Source organism: Serratia sp. BNK-4, assembly GCF_048685115.1.
GTDB lineage: Bacteria > Pseudomonadota > Gammaproteobacteria > Enterobacterales > Enterobacteriaceae > Serratia > Serratia bockelmannii.
The window spans coordinates 2,129,845-2,148,306 of sequence record NZ_JBLQTM010000001.1 but is presented as its reverse complement, the minus strand read 5'-3'; the positions used below and the strand labels follow the sequence as shown (position 1 = coordinate 2,148,306).

The window sequence follows — 18,462 nt, the reverse complement described above, 5'->3', positions numbered from 1 at the left end:
ATTTATCCACCACATTTACCAGGTATTCTAGTTCCCTTTCCTTTAGCCTTAACTTCAGCAGCAGACTCAAAGACCATTGCGTTCACAGGTCTACCTCCTGACATTTTGGATAATTTTTGCAATGTATCATCAATACCTAATTTCTTAGCCATTTCACTACCCATATCAATTGGTCCAGTGCGCCCTCCTTTTCCTATTCCCAGCTGCTCTGCTTTTTGATATAGCTCAGGATGTGAAATAGCAACGTCAAAATCACTAACACGGCCAACATCAAATGGTTGACCTGTAGAGAAACTTACCCCCGATACGGAGCTTCCTTGCATATATGAAACTGTGCCGGGATATCCTAATTTACTCATTCCTGCCTGTAATGCTTCACCGAACTGTTTAAATTGGCCGAAACTATTAAAGCCATGTGGAACTCCTTCTACAGATAACCCCAGCGGATCCACCCACATCAGCGGGTTCGGCGCATACTGATACAGGTTCAACCCGCCGCGCAGCCCTATCGGATCCTGCGTGGTGAAACGCCCCACCTCGGGTTCGTAGTAGCGGAACAGGTTGTAGTGCAGGCCGCTTTCGTCGTCCTGATATTGCCCGGCGTAGCGCAGCGGCTGCTGGTATTGCGCGCCCTGCCGCTTCGCCGCGCCGGCCACCGTCTGGCCCTGCAGCTTGCCGAAGGTGTCGTATTGCCCGGACCAGCACAGGTTGCCCGCCGCGTCGGTCACCTCCAGCGGCGCGCTGTTCAGATCGGTGTGATACCAGTAAATATCCGCCGAGCGGCTGTCGCCTGCCTGCTCCAGCGCCGCCAGCGGGCTCCACGGGCTGGCCGGATCGTAGCTCCAGCTGCGGCGGCTGCCGTCGTCGCGCTGCTCCTGCAGCAACCGATAACCCTGCCACAGGAAATGGGTCGTCTGTTCGGTTTTGCCCTTGTAGTGCACCGTTTTGCGGCTGCGGCGTCCCAGCGCGTCGTAATGGTACTGCGCCTCGAACTCGCCCTGCGGGCCGCGGCCGTGCGCCTGCACCAGCCGGTTGTCGGCGTCGTAGCGGTAGTGCTGTTCGTACAGACCGTTGCGCCGGCTGATCAGGTTGCCCCAGGCATCGTAACGGTAAAACAGTTTTTGCCAGTGCGTCAGGCGGTTGTCGGCGATCGGCGCCAGCGGCAGGTGCGCGTCGATATCGCTCTGCGGGCTGCGCTCGCCCAGCAGGTTATCCGCCAGGTCGTACACCAGCCGCGCGCCCGGTTTGCCCTGATTGGGTTCGCGGTGTTGCAGCAGGCGGCCCTCGGCGTCGTAACCGTAGTGCACTTCGCCGCGCAGCGCGTCGCTCACCCCGGCCAGCTCGCCGCGGCCGGTGTAGCGATAAGCGCGCCACAGCACGCCGTCTTCCGGCCGGGTCAGTTTGTCGTGGCCGAAGGCGCTGCTCTGCCAGCTGCGGCGGCCCATGGCGTCGTAACGCCGCTGCTGCTGCAGCGCGCCCTGACTGCGGCCGGTTTCCCGGTGCAGGCGATCGCGGGTGAACTCGCTCACCACCTGCTGGTTGAATTTGATGGCGCTGGCGTGGCCGGAGCCGTAATACAACCACTGCAGGCGATCGCCCTGCGGCAGCGTCAGCGCCTGCAGGTTGGCCAGCGCATCCCACTGGTATTGCAGCTCGCCGTTCACGCCCTGCTCGCCGAGCAGCCGCCCGGCGGCGTCATAGCGCATCTGCACGCTGTCCGGCTCGATCCCCAACGCCACGCCGCTCGCCGTCGGCAGGCGGTTCAGCTCACGCAGCCGCCCCATGGCGTCGAAACGGTAATGCCATTCCGCACTGGCGTTACTGCGCCAGACCAGCTGCCCGGCCTCGTCGAAGCGGAAGCGCTGTTCGCGCTGAGTCAGCTCGCCCGCGCCGCCCGGCAGGCCGACCTCACGGTGCTCTTCCAGCAGCCCGGCCGCGCCGTAACGATAATAGTGGCGGGTGTCGTCCGGGCGTTCTTCGGCCAGCACGCGGCCCACCGCATCGTAGCTGAAGCGGTAGTCGCCGCCGTTGCCGTTCTCCAGCCGCGTCAGCCAGCCCTGCGGGCTGTAGTGATAGCGCCGGGTGCGGTTGATGCGATCGGTGATGCTGACCGGCAACCCCAGGGCGTTGTACTGCCAGCGGGTCAGGCTGCCCAGCGCGTCCTGATGTTCGGCCAGCTGGCCGTGCGCATTCCAGTTAAAACGCTCTTCGCCGCCGTCCGGGTGGATCAGGGTGTGCAGGCGCCCGCCGTTATCCCATAGGTAGCGCGTCTGGTGGCCTTCGGCATCGGTCTGCGCCGTCAGTTGCCCCAGCGCATCGTAGGTATAAGCCGTGACGCTGCCGGAACAGTCGGTGTAGCGCGTCAGCTGGCCGCGGGCGTCCCACTCCAGCTTCACTTCCCCGCCCAGCGCGTCGATCACACTGGCCGGCAGGCTCTCTTCGTCATCCGGATAGCGGTACAGCGTGGCATTGCCCAGGGCATCGACATAACGCGTCGGGCGCCCCAGCGTGTCCCAGTGCTGCGCCTCGCTGCTGCCATCCGGGTACGCGACGGCGAACAGCCGGCCGCTGTTGCGCGAATATTGATAGCGCGTCACGCGGCCGAGCGGATCGGTCTCCGACAGCAGGCGGCCATAAGGATCCCATTCGCTCTGGCGCTGCGCGCCGCCGGGCAGCAGCACGCTGCACAGCTCGCCGCGTTGGTAGATAAAACCGTAGCGGCGCTGGTCGAAATCGGTGTACTGCGCCACGTTGTCGTCGTCATCCAGCCGCCACTCCGCGCGCTTGCCGTCGCCGCGCACCGCGCTGCGGCGCCCGCCGGCGAAGTCGTAACCGAACTCAAGGGATTCTCCGGCGCTGTTGCGGTAGGCCGTCACGCGCGGCACGCCGTCGATCTCTTGCCATTGGTATTCGTTCAGCAGCCCGGCGGCGTCCTGGTGGCTGATCATCAGGCCGTCGCGCCAGCCAAAGCGGCGCGTCACCTCACCGGCGCGGTTGCTCACCGTCGTCAGTTGGCCCTGCTCATCGTAACCGTAGCGCGCCAGCGTCCGTTCGCCTTCGGCGGTTTGCAGCGCCACTTCGCGCAGGCGGCCCTGCGCATAGCGGCACATCAGGCGCTGCCCGGCGCTGTCCACCAGTTCGCTCAGCAGCCCCTCGTCGTCGTAAAACAGCGAGGTGGCGTTGCCGATGGCGTCGGTGATCATGCTGAGCCGGCTCGGCTGCTCGCCCGCCAGCGGCGGGTAGTGGAAAATCTGTTCGCCGACGTCAAACAGCTGCCAGCTGCCGTCATCGTTGTGCATCAGCCAGCATTTTTCGGCTTCGCAGTAAGTTTTGTGGCCGCGCGGCACCATAGGGAAAGCGACGAAGTCGCCGGAAGGCGCGCGCCACACCAGGCCGTCCTGATACGGCTGCAGGCTGCTCTCCCAGAACAGGTTCCAGCCGCGGCCCAGTACGCTGTCGCCGGGGTTGCCGCTGCGCCAATAGCGCTGCCAGGCGACCGGCAGGCGCGATGGCAGCACGAAATCGAGATCGTCTTCGCCGTCGAGGAATTTCTGGCCGCTGACGATATCCACCGGCCGGGCGATAATGCCAACCGCGGCGGTCGCGGTCATCAGGGTGCCGGCACGGCAGGCGATGCGCGCCAGTTTGTTGATGCCGGGCAGCTTGCCCAGCAGTTTGCCGAGCGCCCCCAACTTGCCGGCGGCGCCGCCCACGCCGCCCACCAGGCCGGCGAACAGCAGCGTCAGGTCAGAGACCTTGTACAGCCAATCCGGCACTTCGGGCTTGATCGGCAAGGTGGTGACGGTGCCGCCGCCGATAAACACGTTGGGCGAACCTTCCATCACCTGCGCGTCGCAGTTGGTTTTGTCCCCCACGCGCGAGGCGGGCTGGCCGTTGATGCTGACCTTGTCGGAGCCCTGCGCCATCTGCATGCTCGGGCCGTCGTCGCTGCAGGCCACCTGGCTATTGGTGGCGAGCGCGGCGGGTTTGCCGTTGATGAAAACGTTGGGGGAACCGGTGACGATATTGCCTTTGGGGGTCAGGCTACCGGCACCGGCGTCGGCAATGCCGTCGCGCGCCGCGGTGGCCGCCTCCCCGGTGAGATACCCCACCGCCAGGCTGGCGCCGATAAGCAGCACGCCGACGCCGATACAGGAGGCCGCCAGGCCGGCGACGAACAGCGCCCCCGCCGCCACCGCGCCTGCGGCGGCGATCAGGCCGCCGACAAGGGTGCCGGCAATCATGCCGGCCAGGGCATGGGAATGCCCGATAATATCGCCGACGCGAGCCGCTTCGGTCATCGTAAGGTCCTTTTACGCAAAGAGTTCATCGTTAGGCCGCCCGGTAGCTGCTCAGCACCTGCTGCAGCAGCGCGTCGTCTTGTGGCGTCAGCTTGCGCGCCATCGCCAGGGTGAACACCAGCACCCGGCCTTCCGCCAGGGCGAACACCGCCTGGTTCTGCCAGATGCGTTTGCCGTCGCGCAGGTAGCTGGCGCGCACCCATTCACCGGCGGCCAGCCCATCGCCCAGCGTCGCCGGCTCGCGGCTTTTGAACGCCCAACCTTTCAGCCCCTGTGCCAGCGCATCGAGCTGGCGGGTGACGTAGCCTTCCAGGTTCTCCGCCGGCTGCAGCGCATCGCGGGAAATATTGACTGAGGGGGAAACATCATCGCCGGCCAACAGGACGTTGACCGTGCGATCGGCATAGCCTTCCGGCAAAGCGACGCTGCCTTCGCTGAAAGCGCAGCGGGATAAAGCGGACATGCGAGGATCCTTTTGCATAAATAATGCTTAAGCATCGCATAACTTAGCCTTGAAATAAAACCATCAGGCGCCGCCAATGTTGCGCGGCGTGACCGCGTTCACTGTGAAAAAGAGCGTTGCCCGGAATCTGGCCGGGAATCAAACCGTCATATACAGAATTATCTGAAACCACTGGCGCGCCGCCGCGCCGATTATGGCTATACTCGGCTCTCGTCCGTTTTCAGGAGATCAGGATGCTGAGATTCACCCGTAGTGCGCTGCTGTGCGCCGCGCTGGCCGCGTTCAACGCCGGCGCCGCCGAAACGCCGACGTTCGGCCCGGAGCTGCAGGGCTTTCACTACCCCTACCCGTTGCAGCAGTTCAGCTTCACCTCGCAGGGGCAGCCGTTAAAAATGGGCTATATGGACGTGCCGCCGGAAGGCGCCGCCAACGGCCGCACCGCGCTGTTGCTGCACGGTAAAAACTTCTGCGCCGCCACCTGGCAGGACACCATCAAGGCGCTGAGCAAGGCCGGCTACCGCGTGATCGCGCCGGACCAAATCGGCTTTTGCTCCTCTACCAAGCCGGCGCATTACCAGTACAGCTTCCAGCAGCTGGCGCAAAATACCCACGGCCTGCTGCAGAACCTGAACATCAGCAAGGCCATCGTCATCGGCCACTCCACCGGCGGCATGCTGGCCACGCGCTACAGCCTGATGTATCCGCAGGCGGTGGAACGGCTGGTGATGGTCAACCCGATCGGCCTCGAGGACTGGAAGGCGAAAGGCGTGCCGTGGCGCAGCGTCGATCAATGGTTCGCGCGCGAGCTGAACACCACCGCCGAGGGCATCCGCAATTATGAGCAGCACACCTACTACGGCGGCCGCTGGAAGCCGGAGTACGATCGCTGGGTGGATATGCTGGCCGGGCTGAACAACGGGCCGGGCTGAACAACGGGCCGGGCCACCGCCTGGTGGCGTGGAACTCGGCGCTGATCTACGACATGATCTTCACCCAGCCGGTGTACTACGAGTTCAAGGATCTGCAAACCCCCACCACGCTGATGATCGGCACCGCCGACACCACCGCCATCGGCAGCGATATCGCCCCGCCGGCAGTCAAGGCCAAAATCGGGCATTACGCGGTGCTGGGCAAACAGGCGGCGAAACTTATCCCGCACGCCACGCTGATCGAGTTCGCCGGGCTGGGCCATGCGCCGCAAATGGAGGAGCCGGCGCGCTTCCATCAGGCGTTGCTCAAGGCGCTGCAACCCTGAGCGGCCGGTTGGCGCAGCCGCCGCGCGGCGGCTAAACTTTCAGCTGGCACTCAATTGCAGGAGACAGCCATGCGACAGATTATTGCCAGCGCGTTCGTCAGCCTCGACGGCGTGATGCAGGCGCCCGGCGGGCAGGACGAAGACCGCAGCGGCGGCTTTCGCTTCGGCGGTTGGACCGCCCCCTACTGGGATGACGCCGTCGCGGAAACGATGAGCGATCTTTTCTCTGCGCCTTTCGATCTGCTGCTCGGGCGGCGCACCTACGATATCTTCGCCGGCTACTGGCCGCATATCACCGACGAGGCCGATCCGTTTTCCGCCGACATCGCCCGCACGTTCAATCAGGCGGCCAAGTACGTCGCCACCCACCACGGCGAGACGCTGACGTGGGAGAACAGCCAGTGGCTGGGGCAAGACATCCTCGCCCGGCTGCGCGAGCTGAAGCGCACCCAGGGGCCGGTGCTGCTGGTGCAGGGCAGCAGCACGCTGATGCAACAGCTGCTGGCCAACGATCTGGTGGATGAACTGCGCTTGCTCACCTACCCGGTGCTGCTCGGCGGCGGCAAGCGGCTGTTCGATGACAACGCGGCGCCGGCGGCCTTCACGCTGACCCACTCGGTGGTCTCGCCCGGCGGCGTGATCGTGGCCCACTACCGCCGCGCCGGCGAGGTGACGACCGGTTCCTTCGTGGCGGAAAGCGCGGCGGCGGCCCAGCCGTAAAAAAAGGGCCGTTCGGCCCTTTTCTCTTTCCCCTTCATCACCTCAGGCAAACAAAATATCGCTCTGTTCGACCTGCCCGACCACGTGGATCTTGAAGTCGGCGGCGTAGCTGTTGCTCTGGGTGTTCATCAGCAGATCGGTGGTGCCGTTGAAGGCGTCGAAGTTGAGCTGGATCTCGCCTTTCTGACCGCTGAAGGCGCTGCCGCTGTCGATAAAGCGCAGCTCGCTCAGGCTGTTGTTGAAGCGCAGGCCGGAGAGATCGATCTTGTCGATGCCGTGCTCGAAGTCTTCAATCACGTCGAACGCCGCCACCGTGGACTCTTTGGCATTGAGGTAGACGAAATAGTCGGTGAAGTTATTGGCATCTTTGCCGCCCCACAGATGATCCGCCCCCAGGCCGCCGTACAGGATATCGGAGCCGGCGTTGCCCGCCAGCAGGTTGTCCTGATCGTTGCCGATGATCACATCGCGCCCGCTGCCGCCGATGGCGTTCTCGATGATCGCCCCGCGCGCGATGGCGACGTTCTGCGTGCCGCCGCCGACGCTGGAGAACGCGCCGTCGTTCAGATTGATCATCTGCTGCTGGCTGTAGCCGGAGAAGTCCAGCGTGTCGTTGCCGCCGGCGTCCCACACCGCGAAGTTGACCGGTTTGCCGTTGTCCGCCGTGGCGGTCAGGAAATCGCGCCCGGTGTTGGAGTTGAAGCCGTACACCGTGTCGCCGGTGCGGGTGCTCATGTTGGCGCCGTACAATTTTTGGATCGCGGCGATGTCATCCACCATCGGGCCATAGCCGTACACCCCTTTGGTGTCGGCGCCGGTGTAACCGGCGTTGAAATAGCTCATGATCGAGTATTGCAACGAATCCTGATAATAGGCGGCATCGTTCTGGTAGCTCGGGTTGCCCAGCGACGCGTCATAAGATCCCGGGTGCGCCAGCCCCAGGGCATGCCCCAACTCGTGGGTGAAGGTCTGGCTGCTGAAGTCACCGCTAACCGGCGCCTGATGGGTGGCAAAGTTCTTGTTGAACCACACCGTGCCCGCAAAGGCGTTATCGCTGCCCGGTTTGGCGCTCGGCGGGTAATAGGCGTACGCGTTGATGGCATTCGGGCCGCTGCCGGCGGCGGTGCTACCGTCGGCGCGCTGGGTGAAGTACGCGAAGGTGATGTCCGCTCGGTGGTTGATATCGGTGGACGCCGCCTCGGTAAAGGTCACGTTCGCCACGTCGGCCCACGCCTGCATCGATTTCAGCGCCTGAGCCTGCGCCGCCTGGGTCAACGGCTGCAACCCCTTGTCGCCGTCACCGGTCTGGCCGATGCGGTTCAGCGCGCTCTGCGTCAGGAAGGAATAGGTCAGCGCGACCGGCTGGTGATACACCTGGTCGCCGTTGTGCGTCAGGCCCGGCCGCGTCAGCTGATCGGCGGCGCGATCGAAGCTGAAGTTATCGCGGATTTTACCCAAATTATTAATCGCCGCCCCGCCGCGCTGGTTGCTGTACAGGTTAGCGTTGTCCAGCGTGAACAGCGCGCCGTAGCCCAATCCGTCATAGGGGCTGCCGGGCTGGTGATAGTAAAACTGATAGTTATGATCGTTGGGGGATGTGGCGGCCAGGCTGGTGAACTCATCGTCATCTTGCAAAATGTCGTTGTGGCGACTGCGCATTGTATTCTCCTTTTACACAATAGGAACCCACTCGCTTTGTAAGACTATTCATCAGTCGTTCTAATCTAAGCCAAGGCTTAGGAATGACCAGTATAGTGACTCACCCCGCTGGCGCGAGCCCACCCGGCCTGGCTTCACCGCGCCGGGCATAGAGATGGAGATACGCATAACAATTTGTATTCTCACTATATTAATGAGAAAAATGAGCGCATTAACGGGTTAATTATTCGTCTTTTTGCGTATTTTATCACCGATCAGATCAGAATAATCGAGGATTAAAAAACCTAATCCTTCCCTCATCATCAAGATAGGTACGTGCTAAAGTGTGAACGGACAGCCGAAAGGAGTGACCCGATGCCAACCCATTTCCTTATGCGCGCCTTGCGCCGCGCCAGCCTGACAGGAGTCGTTATGAGCATATTGTGCAGCAGTGCCCTGGGCAGTTCACTGCCGTTGCTGGAACCCGCCGCGCTGAAGGGCGACTGGCAGCTCGCCGCCATCGGCGACGGTAAAACCGTCTGCGAGGTGCAGCTGAGCGACGAAGCGGTGGCCAACACCAACGCTTTCCGTTTCAGCGCCTCCGCCCAATGCCTGCAGCCGCTGGCGCTGCACGCGCTGCCGGTCGCCTGGCGGCCGACGCCGGACGGCATGACGCTGACCGACGCCGAAGGGAGCATGGTGGCGTTTCTGGCCCTGACCGCGCCGAAGCGCTATGAGCTGATCGACCGCAATGGCCCTTCGCGCTTTGTACTGATCCCGCGCTAACCCTTCAGGCGAACAGTAACCCGAGCAGCGCGCCGCCCGCCAGCACCCACAGCGGATGGAGGCGCTTGCTCATGCTCAACCCCGTCGCCAGCGCCACGATTGCCGCCAGCCGCCAGCTGGGCGCGGAAGCCTCGGCGATCAAGATACCGCTGGCCGCCACCAACCCCACGGTCAGCGGCACCAGTCCGGCCTGCACGATGCGGCGCCACGGGCGATCCTTAAAGCGCCGCCAGGCGCCCATCACCAATAGCGTAACGATGGAAGACGGCCCGAACTTGGCGATCGAAGACACCAGCAGCCCCGCCCAGCCGGCCACGTGCCAGCCGACCAGCGGCACGATCATCATGTTCGGCCCCGGCGCGGCCTGCGCCATGGCGAACAGCGCGCTGAACTCCTGGGCGCTCATCCACTGATGCACCTCCACCACCTGCCGCTGCATTTCCGGCAGAATGGTCATGCCGCCTCCGAACGCCAGCAGAGAGAGTTCGGTGAAGATCAGCGCTAACGCAATCAACACCCCGCTCATGACGGCCACCGCCACATCAGCAAAATGCTCAGCGGCGCCAGCACCAGCATGGTCGGCAACAGCGGCAGGCGCAGCCAGGCGATGGCGATCAGCGCCAGCGCGACGATCGCCAGCGCCGGCCATTTACCGCGCAGCGGCAGCAGCATCTTGATCCCGGTAGACAGCAGCAGCCCGGCGGCGGCGGCGGCCAGCCCGGCGAACACATGCTGCACATGCGGATCGTTTTGGAAGCGGGCGTACACCACGCCCAGCCCCACCACGATCGCCGTCGGCGCGCTGATGAGGCCCAGCAAGGCGCACAGCGCGCCGCGCAGCCCGCGAAACTCCATGCCAACCGCCACCGACAGGTTGATCACATTGCCGCCGGGCAGGAACTGGCACAGACCGAGCAGTTCGGTAAACTGTTCGCCGCTCAGCCAGCGCCGGCGCTCCACCAGCATACTGCGCGCCATCGGCAGCACGCCGCCGAAGCCGATCAGCCCCAGCCACAGAAAGCCCAAAAACAGCTCCGCATTACCCGGCGCTGCCGCCGGGTGCGGTTTTAACGTATTGATATCTGACATGACATTGCCGTTCCACATCGCTTGTTTTGATGTCTGGTATCATGCGCGCCGCCGTGCCATGATGTCTAATGCATTCCGGAGAAACTAACAATACCTTTGAGGTATGGCTATGATCGAACTGCGTCGCCTGCGGGCATTCGTCACCGTGGTGGAAGAAGGCAACATCACCCGCGCCGCCGAGCGGCTGTTTATCCAACAGCCGCCGCTGACCCGCCTGCTGCAGGGGCTGGAAGACGAACTGGGTGTAACCTTGTTGCAGCGCCTGCCGCGCGGCGTGCGCGTCACCGAAGCGGGGGGCGTGCTGTTTGAAGAGGCCCGTGCCCTGCTGGCGCGCGCCGAACGCCTGCGCGAAGCGGTACAGCGCGCCGCCCGTGGCGAGCAGGGCCACATCGCCATCGGTTTTACCAGCTCCGCCGCGCTGCATCCGTTCGTGCCCAACCTGCTGCGCCGCTACCGCGACATCCTGCCGGGTATCACCACCCAGTTGGAAGAAGCCGGCAGCGGCGAACTGATGGAGGCGTTGCTGGAACAGCGCCTCGACGCCGCCTTCGTGCGTTCGCCGGCCAACGGCATTCCCGGCCTGAGCGTCGAGCCGGTGCTCAGCGAGCCGATGATCGTCGCCCTGCCGCTGGGCCACCGGCTGGCGCAAGAAACGCAGCAACCGCTGCCGCTGGCCGAACTGGCCCACGAGGCGTTTATTCTCTATCGCCGTCCGGCCGGCCAGGGGCTGTACGACGCCATCCTGGCCGCCTGCCACCGCGCCGGCTTCAGCCCGCGCATCGTGCAGGAAGCGCCGCGCCTGCCGGCCACCCTCAGCCTGGTCGGCGCCGGGCTGGGGTTGTCAATCGTGCCCGGCTCGATGCGGCGGCTGGGCGGCGACGGCATTGTCTACCGCACCCTCGCCGAAGAAGCGCAGCTCAGCGCCCCGCTTTACCTGGCGCTGCGCCATAGCCCGGCCTCGCCGATCGTCGAGCGCTTTCGCGAACTGGTCGCCGAGGCGGTTCAGGCCTCGGGCTGATCGGTGATGCGCGTCAGGTGGATCATCAAATACAGCAGCTCATCGTTCGACATCTCCATTTGCAGCAGATTCTTCACGTAATCGCGGATCAATAGCGCGCCACGATAGGCATGCGGGTACTCGGCCGTCATCTGAGCAAACAGAAAATCGGCCTTCGAGGTCATCTGTTTGCCGTCGAGCATGCGCTGGATAAAGAACTGCATATGCACTAAAAAGCGCGCGTAGTTCAGCGAATCGGTGTCGATATTGAGGCGAAAGTGGTATTTGATGATATTGAAAACATCTTTCAGCATCTTCACCGCCAGCAACGTGTGCTCCATGTTTTGCACTTCGGTCTGGCCGTTGACCAGATGAAAGGCGATATTGCCCGCTTCCTCTTCAGGCAGATGGATATTCAGCCGCTGGTTAATGTAGGCCAAGGCTTGCAGCCCCACCGCAAACTCTCGCGGATAGAAACGCTTCACCTCGAACAGCAGGCGGTTTTGGATGGCGATACCCTTGTGATGACGTTCGATAGCAAAACTGACGTGATCCACCAGCGTAAAGAAAATCTGTTCATTAATGTTGCCGTTCAGTTGGCGGTTGGCCTCACTGAGGATCATCTGCACAATTTCGATGTGTTCCGTCGGGGCAGTTTCAATCAGCCGCAGGTAATCCCGCCCCTTTTGCCCCTCCTGCACCACATACACTTTCTCAATGGCGGCCGAGTTGATCTCGTCTCCGGTTTTGCTGTTAAAACCAATTCCCTTGCCCATGACGATAACCTCACGGTTATCGTCGTCCGCGGTTAACACCAGACTGTTGTTGAGCACCTTAATGACTTTCATCGTCTCGGCCGTCACCTTGCTTATTTGCCCAACCGGCCATTGGCGGCGATAAGCTGCCGATACCAGTCAAAACTGCGTTTTTTGATGCGCCGCAGATCCTTAAGATCCCGTTCTCCGCGGTTCACGTAGATAAATCCATAGCGCTTGGCGTAACCCTGATGCGTACTGACGACGTCAATCGCCGCCCACGGGCAGTAACCGAGCAGCTCGACGCCATCGTTGATCGCCAGCCGCATCTGTTCGACATGCTGCCGCATGAATTCAATGCGATAGTCGTCGTCGATGGTCTCATCCGCCCGCAATTCATCCGGCGCGCCAATGCCGTTCTCCGTGATCAGTATCGGCAGGTGATAGCGTTCGAAGGTCTTGCGCAGCGTTAAGCGCAGGCCAACCGGATCGATCACCCATCCGTAGCGCGTCTTGCCGACAAACGGGTTTTCCGCCGCACGATACACGCCCGGTTCGCCGAGCATGATTTGCTGATCGCCGGCGCGTGCGCTCACGTCTGCACCGTCGCCGCGGCTGGCGGCGATCGTGGCGGTGGAATAGTAATTGATCGCCACATAATCCGGTCGTGCCGCCAACAGCAGCGCCGCATCCTCCGGCTCCCTGTCCGGCGCCCACCCTCGATCCTCGAGATAACGCCAGGCCAGGGCGTTGTAGCGGCCATGCACCGCCACATCGAGAAAACTCCAACAGCGCAACGTCTCCCAGTTGTGGGCGGCAATGGCATCCAGCGGATTGCAGGTCTCCTGATACATCGAGGTGGTATTGATCGCCGGGCCAATTTTCCCGCCGGGACAGCGCTGATGGCATAATGCCATGACTTTGGCCTGAGCGACCAACATATGATGACTCTGCTGATACAGCGTCCGTTTGTCAGGCAACGCACCGCCTTTGGGCGTGCCGATAGCGCCGGGGTGCAGGATCATGGTGTTCTGTTCATTGATGGTGAGCCAATACTTCACCCGATCGCCGAAGGCGTCGAACAGCACGCCGGCGTAAGTGACAAAAGCGTCAATGGTGGCGCGATTGGACCAGCCGCCCTGCTGCTCCAGCACATAAGGCAGATCGAAATGATACAGCGTCACCACCGGCTCGATGCCGTGCGCCAGCAATTCGTCGATCAACTGCCGGTAAAACGCCAGCCCCGGCGCATTGACTTCGCCGACGCCATCGGGCAACACGCGCGTCCACGCAACCGAAAACCGATAGGCCTTTAACCCCAGTTCAGCGAACAGCTTCACATCCTCGCGAAAGCGATGATAGTGATCGCTAGCCACCGTAAAATCCGCCGTGCCTGCGGGATGTTCGAGCATATCGACGATCGACGGGCTTTTGCCGTCTTCATTCCATGCGCCCTCCACCTGATAGGCGGAAGTCGACGCGCCCCAGAGAAACTCGGCGGGAAAATCGTGCAAGCGTTGATAAATCATGCCGGCTCCTTATTGGTCTTCAGCACCATAATCGTCTCACCGGCATGAACGCCATGCGGCTTAGGTAACACCTGAACCTGAAACGCTTCGCTGTTGACGATCAATACCGGCGTCGTCAGATCGAAGCCCAATGCGGCGATCGCGCCGATGTCAAAACGCACCAGCTCGTCGCCGACCTTCACGCGGTCGCCGACCTGCAGTCCGGAGTCAAAGTGTTGGCCACCCAGGTTTACCGTATCGATGCCGATATGCAGCAACAGCTCCGCACCGTTGTCCCCCTTGATGCCGACCGCATGTTTTGACGGCAGGAAAGTCACGATCTCGCCGTCCAGCGGCGCACGCAGCACGCCTTCCGACGGAATGATCGCCATGCCCTGGCCCAACAAGCCCTGTGAGAAGACGTCATCGTTGACCTGATCCAACGTCACGGCTTTGCCGGTCAGAGGGCTGAAAACCGGCGATACCTCGTCGGCTGCCGCCACCTGAGTCTCTTCGTTCGTCTCCTCGACCGGATCGTCGAAGCCAAGGATCCAGGTCAGGGCAAAGGTCACGACGATGGCAATGGCGCAAGTGATCAGCGCATGCACGATATTCATCGGGTTTTCACCGATAAACGCCGGCAAAGCAGCCAGGCCAGGAGAGACGAAGGCATAGCGCACCAACCCGCTCAACCCGGCGTAAATGCCGGCGCAGCCACCGCCGATCATCGCCGCGATTAACGGCTTGCGCAGTTTCAGCGTCACCCCGTACAGCGAGGGTTCAGTGATCCCCAACAGCGCGGTAAAACCGGCAGAGGAAGCCAACTGGCGCAAATTCGTGTTCTTGGTGCGGAATGCCACACATAGCGTCGCCGCACCTTGCGCAATATTGGACGCCAACATGCCCGGCCCGTTAATCATCTCAAAACCATTCTTGGTCAATTGGCCGGTGGCTATCGGTGTCATCGCCCAGGCGGTGCCGGTGATCACCAAAAATGGCTGCAGCCCGCCCATCAACATAGGAATCAGCCAGCTAGCCCTACCATCGACGATCGCCGCACCGGCGGCCACCATGTCATTGAGGAAAATGCCGAACGGCCCGACCACCACCAATGCCAGCGGCGCGGTGACCAGCAGCACAATCATCGGTTTGGTGAAGAACTTGATCATCGTCGGCGAAACCTTCTCGGCAAACCGCTCTATATAGGACATCAGCCACACGGTAAAAATGATCGGCAGCACCGAGCCGGCATAATCCGCCAGCCGCACCGGCATGCCGAGAAAATCAATCGCGGTGCCTGCCGCCAGCATCTGAGCCAGATTAGGGTGCAGCAACGCGCCGGCGAGGGTCATCGCCAGGATGGGATTGCACTCGAATTTTATCGCGGCACCGTAAGCCAACAGCACCGGCAGGAAGAAAAAGGCCGCATCGGCGACGGTATCCAGCAATCGATAGGTCGTGCCGGCGGGATCTATCGCCCCGGCCAGCTTGAGGATCGCCAGCAGCGCCTTGATCATCCCCGCGCCGGTAATGGCCGGGATCACCGGGGTAAAGGTCGTGGAAATCACACTGATAATCCGTGACACCACGCCACCTTTCGGCTGCTGCTTTTGAGCGCCGGTTTGCGGCTGGCCAATCTCCTTTTGCAGCACGCGGAACGTTTGCTGCACGTTATTGCCGACCACGATCTGAAACTGGCCGCCGCGCACCACCACGCTGATAACGCCCGGCAGGGCTTCGATCGCCTTCGAATCCACTTTAGCGTCGTCGTTGAATTCCATACGCAAACGGGTCGCGCAGTGCGTCAGCTTGCTGACGTTGCCTTTACCGCCGACCCGCGCCAATATTTCTAAGCCAAGTTTCTGATAGTCCATCGTTTTCCCCGGTAAAATGCAAAAAAAAAGACCAAAATGGAAATGCGCCTCGTCACAAGGAGAAGTGCATTCCTATTTTGGTCTTGCCTGCTTTAGCAGTAACACGCCGCAATAAAAATGGTGTGCGGTCTTCTCGACCGCGCTAAAAGTATCACCATACTCGCGAATACTCGGCAATAGCCATACGTCAGCGTTGTGAAAGGCGTCACGATTTAGCGTAAATGCACTGCAATGTCGCCGCTGCACGCTTTTTGCGCACACCCATAGCGCAATCGGAAGGAAATAACCCAAAATAATGCGCTTTATTGTCACTTTGTTTATTTAATTACGGGGGAAGATTAATTCAGATCCATGACTATTCAACTTCCGGGCAATTAATTAAACCTGCACTCACTTAGTAACAAACGCAAACAAATAAGCGCCTACGCAATACATTCCAGCCGCTAGGATTTAAGGGTCACAGCCTATTCCCGCCGATGACAAAAAATCATTTCAATGGCGATCGCGCCTTCCCCGTTGCCTGCTGCTGCAGGCGCACGGTTTATATTGGAGAAAATGCTATGCTATCGCGTCGTGATATATTGAAAGTCTCCGCCGTCAGCGCGGCCGCCGCCGGCATGATCGGCGGCATCGCCAAAAATGCCGCTGCCGACGACCATCGTAATATCGTGCCTCCCAGCAGCTATCAGCCGCCTGCCGATGCGCAGCATCTCTATAAATACAAATTCACCGACAGCAAAAAACGCAGCCTGCCCAACGGCTGGGCACGCGAAGCCACCGTCGAGCAATTCCCGATCTCCGAAGGCGTGGCGGGCGTCGACATGACGCTGGAGCCGGGCGGCGTGCGCGAACTGCATTGGCACGCCATCGCCGCCGAATGGGCATTCATGCTGGAAGGCCATGCGCGCATCACCATCCTCGATCCCGAGGGAAAATGTGAGGTGGCGGATTTCGGCCCCGGCGACGTCTGGTATTTCCCGAAAGGCTATGGCCATTCCATTCAGGCGCTGGCGGACGGCGCGCATTTTATTCTGGCATTCGATAACGGGCATTTCTCCGAATTCGGCACCTTCAGCATCACCGACTGGGTGGCGCATATGCCGAAAGAGGTATTGGAAAAAAGCATCGACATGCCGGCGGCGGTATTTTCCAAGGCCAAACAGGGTGAAGCTTATATTGTCGGCGGCGCCGTCCCGCCCACATTACCATTGCCGAAAAACGACGGCGGATTAAATAATGCCCCGCTGACCCACCGCTATGAATTAATGAAGCAAAAGCCGTTCTTTGAAAATGACGCCGGCAGCGTCCATTTGGTGTCGTCGAAAGAATTTCCTATTTCCACCACCATGACCGGCATCATCGAGATCGTGAAACCCGGCGCGATCCGGGAATTGCACTGGCACCCCAACGCCAACGAATGGCAATACTATATTGCCGGCAAAGGCCGGATGACGGTGTTCAGCTCGCACGGCCACGCGCAGACGGAAGAGTACGCCCCTTCAGACGTCGGTTACGTGCCGCAGGGCTTCGGCCATTACATCGAGAACATCGGCGATGAGGATTTGAAGGTACTGATCGTGATGGACAACGGCATTTATCAGGATATTTCGTTGTCCGACTGGCTGGCGAAAACCCCGGCTTACCTGCTGGCGGACAACTTCAATAATCAGGTTGAGGACTGGCAGGATAGACCGAAAGACAAACGGGTGATGTCGCGGCGCAGCCGCTGACGCTGCGGCGAGGGAGAATCTCCCTCGCCGCTTTCTTTACTGCTTGCGCTGCTCCGCCACCTGTTTGGCGGTGACCTTGCCCTGTTTGTCGCCGAAATGGCCGACCACGAAGTTGGCGACCGCCGCCACTTCCTCGTCGGAATAGGCGCTGCCGAACGACGGCATCATCTCATGCCGCTCGCCGACGCTGATGCTCGTCCCCTTCAAGATAGCCTGCACCACGCTGCGCCCCTGCGGATCGTTCACCGCCGTGCTGCCCACCAGCGACGCGTACTCGCTCTGGCGGCCCGGCCCGTTCCACTGGTGGCAGCCGCTGCAGTCGTTGGCGAACATCCGCCGCCCGAGCGAGCTGTCTTGCCCGCCCGGCAGGATCGGGGTGGAAGCCCCCGCGCCCTTCGGCTGCAGATTCACCGCAGCGGCGCCATCGCCGGCAATCGGTTCGATGTCGCGCAGGTATTTCACCAGCGCCAGATTATCTTCCGGCGTCAGGAACTGCAGGCTGTTTTCCACCGCTTCCGCCATCGGGCCGGCGGCGCTGCTACGCCCCGGCGCATGGCCGGTGGCCAGATATTGCGACAGCTGCTGGTCGCTCCAGCCGCCGATGCCGGTCTGTTTGTCCGGCGTGATGTTGGCGGCGAACCAGCCCTGCACCACTTCACCGCTCAGGTGCTTGCTCTGGTTAAGACCAAACCCCAGATTGCGCGGCGTATGGCACTCGCCGCAGTGGCCGAGCGCCGTCGCCAGATAGGCACCGCGATTCCACTGTTCATCCTTGTTGAGATCCGGCGCGAAACGCTGCTCCTGGAAGAACGCCAGGTTCCAGAATTTCATGCCCCAACGCTGGTTGAACGGGAACGACAGCTCGTTTTGCGGGTTGGCCTGTTTCACCGGCGGCAGACTGAACAGATAATCCTTGATCGCCAGCACGTCATCGCGGCTCAGTTCGGTGTACGAGGTATAAGGCATCGCCGGATACAGGTTGCCCTGTGGGCCGATGCCCTCACGCACCGCGCGCACGAACTGATCGTCGCTCCAGTTGCCGATGCCGGTTTCCTTGTCGGCGGTGATGTTGGTGCCGTAAATGGTGCCGAACGGCAACTTGAAGGCGAAGCCGCCTGCATAAGGCGCGCCGCCCGGCGCGGTGTGGCACGCCACGCAGTCGGCGGCACGCGCCAGGTACTCGCCGCGCGCCAGTTTGTCGGTGATGCCGGCCGGCGCCCCGGCGATCGGCGCCGCAGGCTCAGCGCCGGTGGGCCGCAGCAGCGTATACAGCGCGTATCCTCCCGCCAACACCACCACGGCGATAATCAGCCATAACAGCCCTTTCAAGGCATTGCTCATCGCAT

The 18,462-nt window shown here is 61.6% G+C and carries 13 protein-coding genes and 1 pseudogene; 5 read left to right on the top strand and 9 right to left on the bottom strand.

Annotation, left to right across the window (positions count from 1 at the left end; genetic code table 11):
* Window positions 1–2: 2 nt before the first annotated feature.
* The gene (locus tag ACMGGW_RS10445; RefSeq protein WP_167324296.1) at window positions 3–4,301 is read right to left on the bottom strand and encodes an RHS repeat-associated core domain-containing protein; all 4,299 of its coding nucleotides are present in this window, start codon (window positions 4,299–4,301) and stop codon (window positions 3–5) included.
* A gap of 31 nt (window positions 4,302–4,332) precedes the next feature.
* The gene (locus ACMGGW_RS10440) at window positions 4,333–4,764 is read right to left on the bottom strand and encodes a DcrB-related protein (RefSeq protein ID WP_049207056.1); all 432 of its coding nucleotides are present in this window, start codon (window positions 4,762–4,764) and stop codon (window positions 4,333–4,335) included.
* A gap of 233 nt (window positions 4,765–4,997) precedes the next feature.
* Here ACMGGW_RS10440 and ACMGGW_RS10435 point away from each other — a divergent pair.
* Together ACMGGW_RS10435 and ACMGGW_RS10430 are read left to right on the top strand one after the other, a co-directional pair.
* Window positions 4,998–6,019 (top strand): annotated as a pseudogene (locus ACMGGW_RS10435) (alpha/beta fold hydrolase).
* Between the two features lie 69 nt (window positions 6,020–6,088).
* Complete coding sequence (locus tag ACMGGW_RS10430; protein WP_167324295.1) at window positions 6,089–6,739, top strand: dihydrofolate reductase family protein; 651 nt, start codon at window positions 6,089–6,091, stop codon at window positions 6,737–6,739.
* Between the two features lie 42 nt (window positions 6,740–6,781).
* On the opposite strand, the gene ACMGGW_RS10425 is transcribed toward ACMGGW_RS10430, so the two are convergent.
* Window positions 6,782–8,398: a serralysin family metalloprotease gene (locus ACMGGW_RS10425; RefSeq protein WP_099816820.1), complete on the bottom strand. Its 1,617-nt coding sequence runs from the start codon at window positions 8,396–8,398 to the stop codon at window positions 6,782–6,784.
* 411 nt (window positions 8,399–8,809) lie between these two features.
* Here ACMGGW_RS10425 and ACMGGW_RS10420 point away from each other — a divergent pair, with 411 nt between their 5' ends.
* Window positions 8,810–9,163, top strand: a complete 354-nt coding sequence (locus ACMGGW_RS10420; RefSeq protein ID WP_016927814.1) for a protease inhibitor Inh/omp19 family protein — start codon at window positions 8,810–8,812, stop codon at window positions 9,161–9,163.
* Between the two features lie 4 nt (window positions 9,164–9,167).
* On the opposite strand, the gene ACMGGW_RS10415 is transcribed toward ACMGGW_RS10420, so the two are convergent.
* Window positions 9,168–9,689: a chromate transporter gene (locus ACMGGW_RS10415; protein WP_025302761.1), complete on the bottom strand. Its 522-nt coding sequence runs from the start codon at window positions 9,687–9,689 to the stop codon at window positions 9,168–9,170.
* Window positions 9,686–10,252: a chromate transporter gene (locus tag ACMGGW_RS10410; RefSeq protein WP_060433884.1), complete on the bottom strand. Its 567-nt coding sequence runs from the start codon at window positions 10,250–10,252 to the stop codon at window positions 9,686–9,688. Before ACMGGW_RS10410 ends, ACMGGW_RS10415 begins: the two co-directional genes overlap by 4 nt.
* 103 nt (window positions 10,253–10,355) lie before the next feature.
* On the opposite strand from ACMGGW_RS10410, the gene ACMGGW_RS10405 reads away from it, so the two are divergent.
* Window positions 10,356–11,270 (top strand): LysR family transcriptional regulator, encoded by a 915-nt coding sequence (locus ACMGGW_RS10405; protein WP_043143219.1) that lies wholly within the window; start codon window positions 10,356–10,358, stop codon window positions 11,268–11,270.
* Here ACMGGW_RS10405 and licT read toward each other — a convergent pair.
* The 3 genes from licT to ACMGGW_RS10390 are packed head-to-tail and all read right to left on the bottom strand — an operon-like array spanning window position 11,255 to window position 15,386.
* Entirely contained in the window at window positions 11,255–12,097 is an 843-nt protein-coding gene (gene licT / locus ACMGGW_RS10400; RefSeq protein ID WP_049206105.1) for a BglG family transcription antiterminator LicT, read from the bottom strand. The genes ACMGGW_RS10405 and licT overlap by 16 nt on opposite strands.
* Before the next feature lie 20 nt (window positions 12,098–12,117).
* A complete protein-coding gene (locus ACMGGW_RS10395) occupies window positions 12,118–13,533 on the bottom strand; it encodes a glycoside hydrolase family 1 protein (RefSeq protein ID WP_151428495.1) in 1,416 nt (471 codons plus the stop codon).
* Window positions 13,530–15,386, bottom strand: coding sequence for a beta-glucoside-specific PTS transporter subunit IIABC (locus ACMGGW_RS10390; RefSeq protein WP_193403133.1), 1,857 nt, complete (start codon window positions 15,384–15,386; stop codon window positions 13,530–13,532). The genes ACMGGW_RS10395 and ACMGGW_RS10390 overlap by 4 nt, the downstream gene beginning before the upstream one ends.
* Before the next feature lie 560 nt (window positions 15,387–15,946).
* Between ACMGGW_RS10390 and ACMGGW_RS10385 the strand changes: the two genes are divergently transcribed.
* On the top strand, window positions 15,947–17,116 hold the full coding sequence (locus tag ACMGGW_RS10385; RefSeq protein WP_167324293.1) for a cupin domain-containing protein: 1,170 nt from the start codon (window positions 15,947–15,949) through the stop codon (window positions 17,114–17,116).
* A gap of 36 nt (window positions 17,117–17,152) precedes the next feature.
* Here ACMGGW_RS10385 and ACMGGW_RS10380 read toward each other — a convergent pair whose 3' ends face one another.
* On the bottom strand, window positions 17,153–18,457 hold the full coding sequence (locus tag ACMGGW_RS10380; protein ID WP_025302753.1) for a c-type cytochrome: 1,305 nt from the start codon (window positions 18,455–18,457) through the stop codon (window positions 17,153–17,155).
* Between the last annotated feature and the right edge of the window lie 5 nt (window positions 18,458–18,462).

Coding starts and splice junctions, on each gene's coding strand:
- ACMGGW_RS10445 (WP_167324296.1), bottom strand. CDS start 4,301: ATGACCGAAGCGGCTCGCGTCGGCGATATTATCGGGCATTCCCATGCC.
- ACMGGW_RS10440 (WP_049207056.1), bottom strand. CDS start 4,764: ATGTCCGCTTTATCCCGCTGCGCTTTCAGCGAAGGCAGCGTCGCTTTG.
- ACMGGW_RS10430 (WP_167324295.1), top strand. CDS start 6,089: ATGCGACAGATTATTGCCAGCGCGTTCGTCAGCCTCGACGGCGTGATG.
- ACMGGW_RS10425 (WP_099816820.1), bottom strand. CDS start 8,398: ATGCGCAGTCGCCACAACGACATTTTGCAAGATGACGATGAGTTCACC.
- ACMGGW_RS10420 (WP_016927814.1), top strand. CDS start 8,810: ATGAGCATATTGTGCAGCAGTGCCCTGGGCAGTTCACTGCCGTTGCTG.
- ACMGGW_RS10415 (WP_025302761.1), bottom strand. CDS start 9,689: ATGAGCGGGGTGTTGATTGCGTTAGCGCTGATCTTCACCGAACTCTCT.
- ACMGGW_RS10410 (WP_060433884.1), bottom strand. CDS start 10,252: ATGTCAGATATCAATACGTTAAAACCGCACCCGGCGGCAGCGCCGGGT.
- ACMGGW_RS10405 (WP_043143219.1), top strand. CDS start 10,356: ATGGCTATGATCGAACTGCGTCGCCTGCGGGCATTCGTCACCGTGGTG.
- licT (WP_049206105.1), bottom strand. CDS start 12,097: ATGAAAGTCATTAAGGTGCTCAACAACAGTCTGGTGTTAACCGCGGAC.
- ACMGGW_RS10395 (WP_151428495.1), bottom strand. CDS start 13,533: ATGATTTATCAACGCTTGCACGATTTTCCCGCCGAGTTTCTCTGGGGC.
- ACMGGW_RS10390 (WP_193403133.1), bottom strand. CDS start 15,386: ATGGACTATCAGAAACTTGGCTTAGAAATATTGGCGCGGGTCGGCGGT.
- ACMGGW_RS10385 (WP_167324293.1), top strand. CDS start 15,947: ATGCTATCGCGTCGTGATATATTGAAAGTCTCCGCCGTCAGCGCGGCC.
- ACMGGW_RS10380 (WP_025302753.1), bottom strand. CDS start 18,457: ATGAGCAATGCCTTGAAAGGGCTGTTATGGCTGATTATCGCCGTGGTG.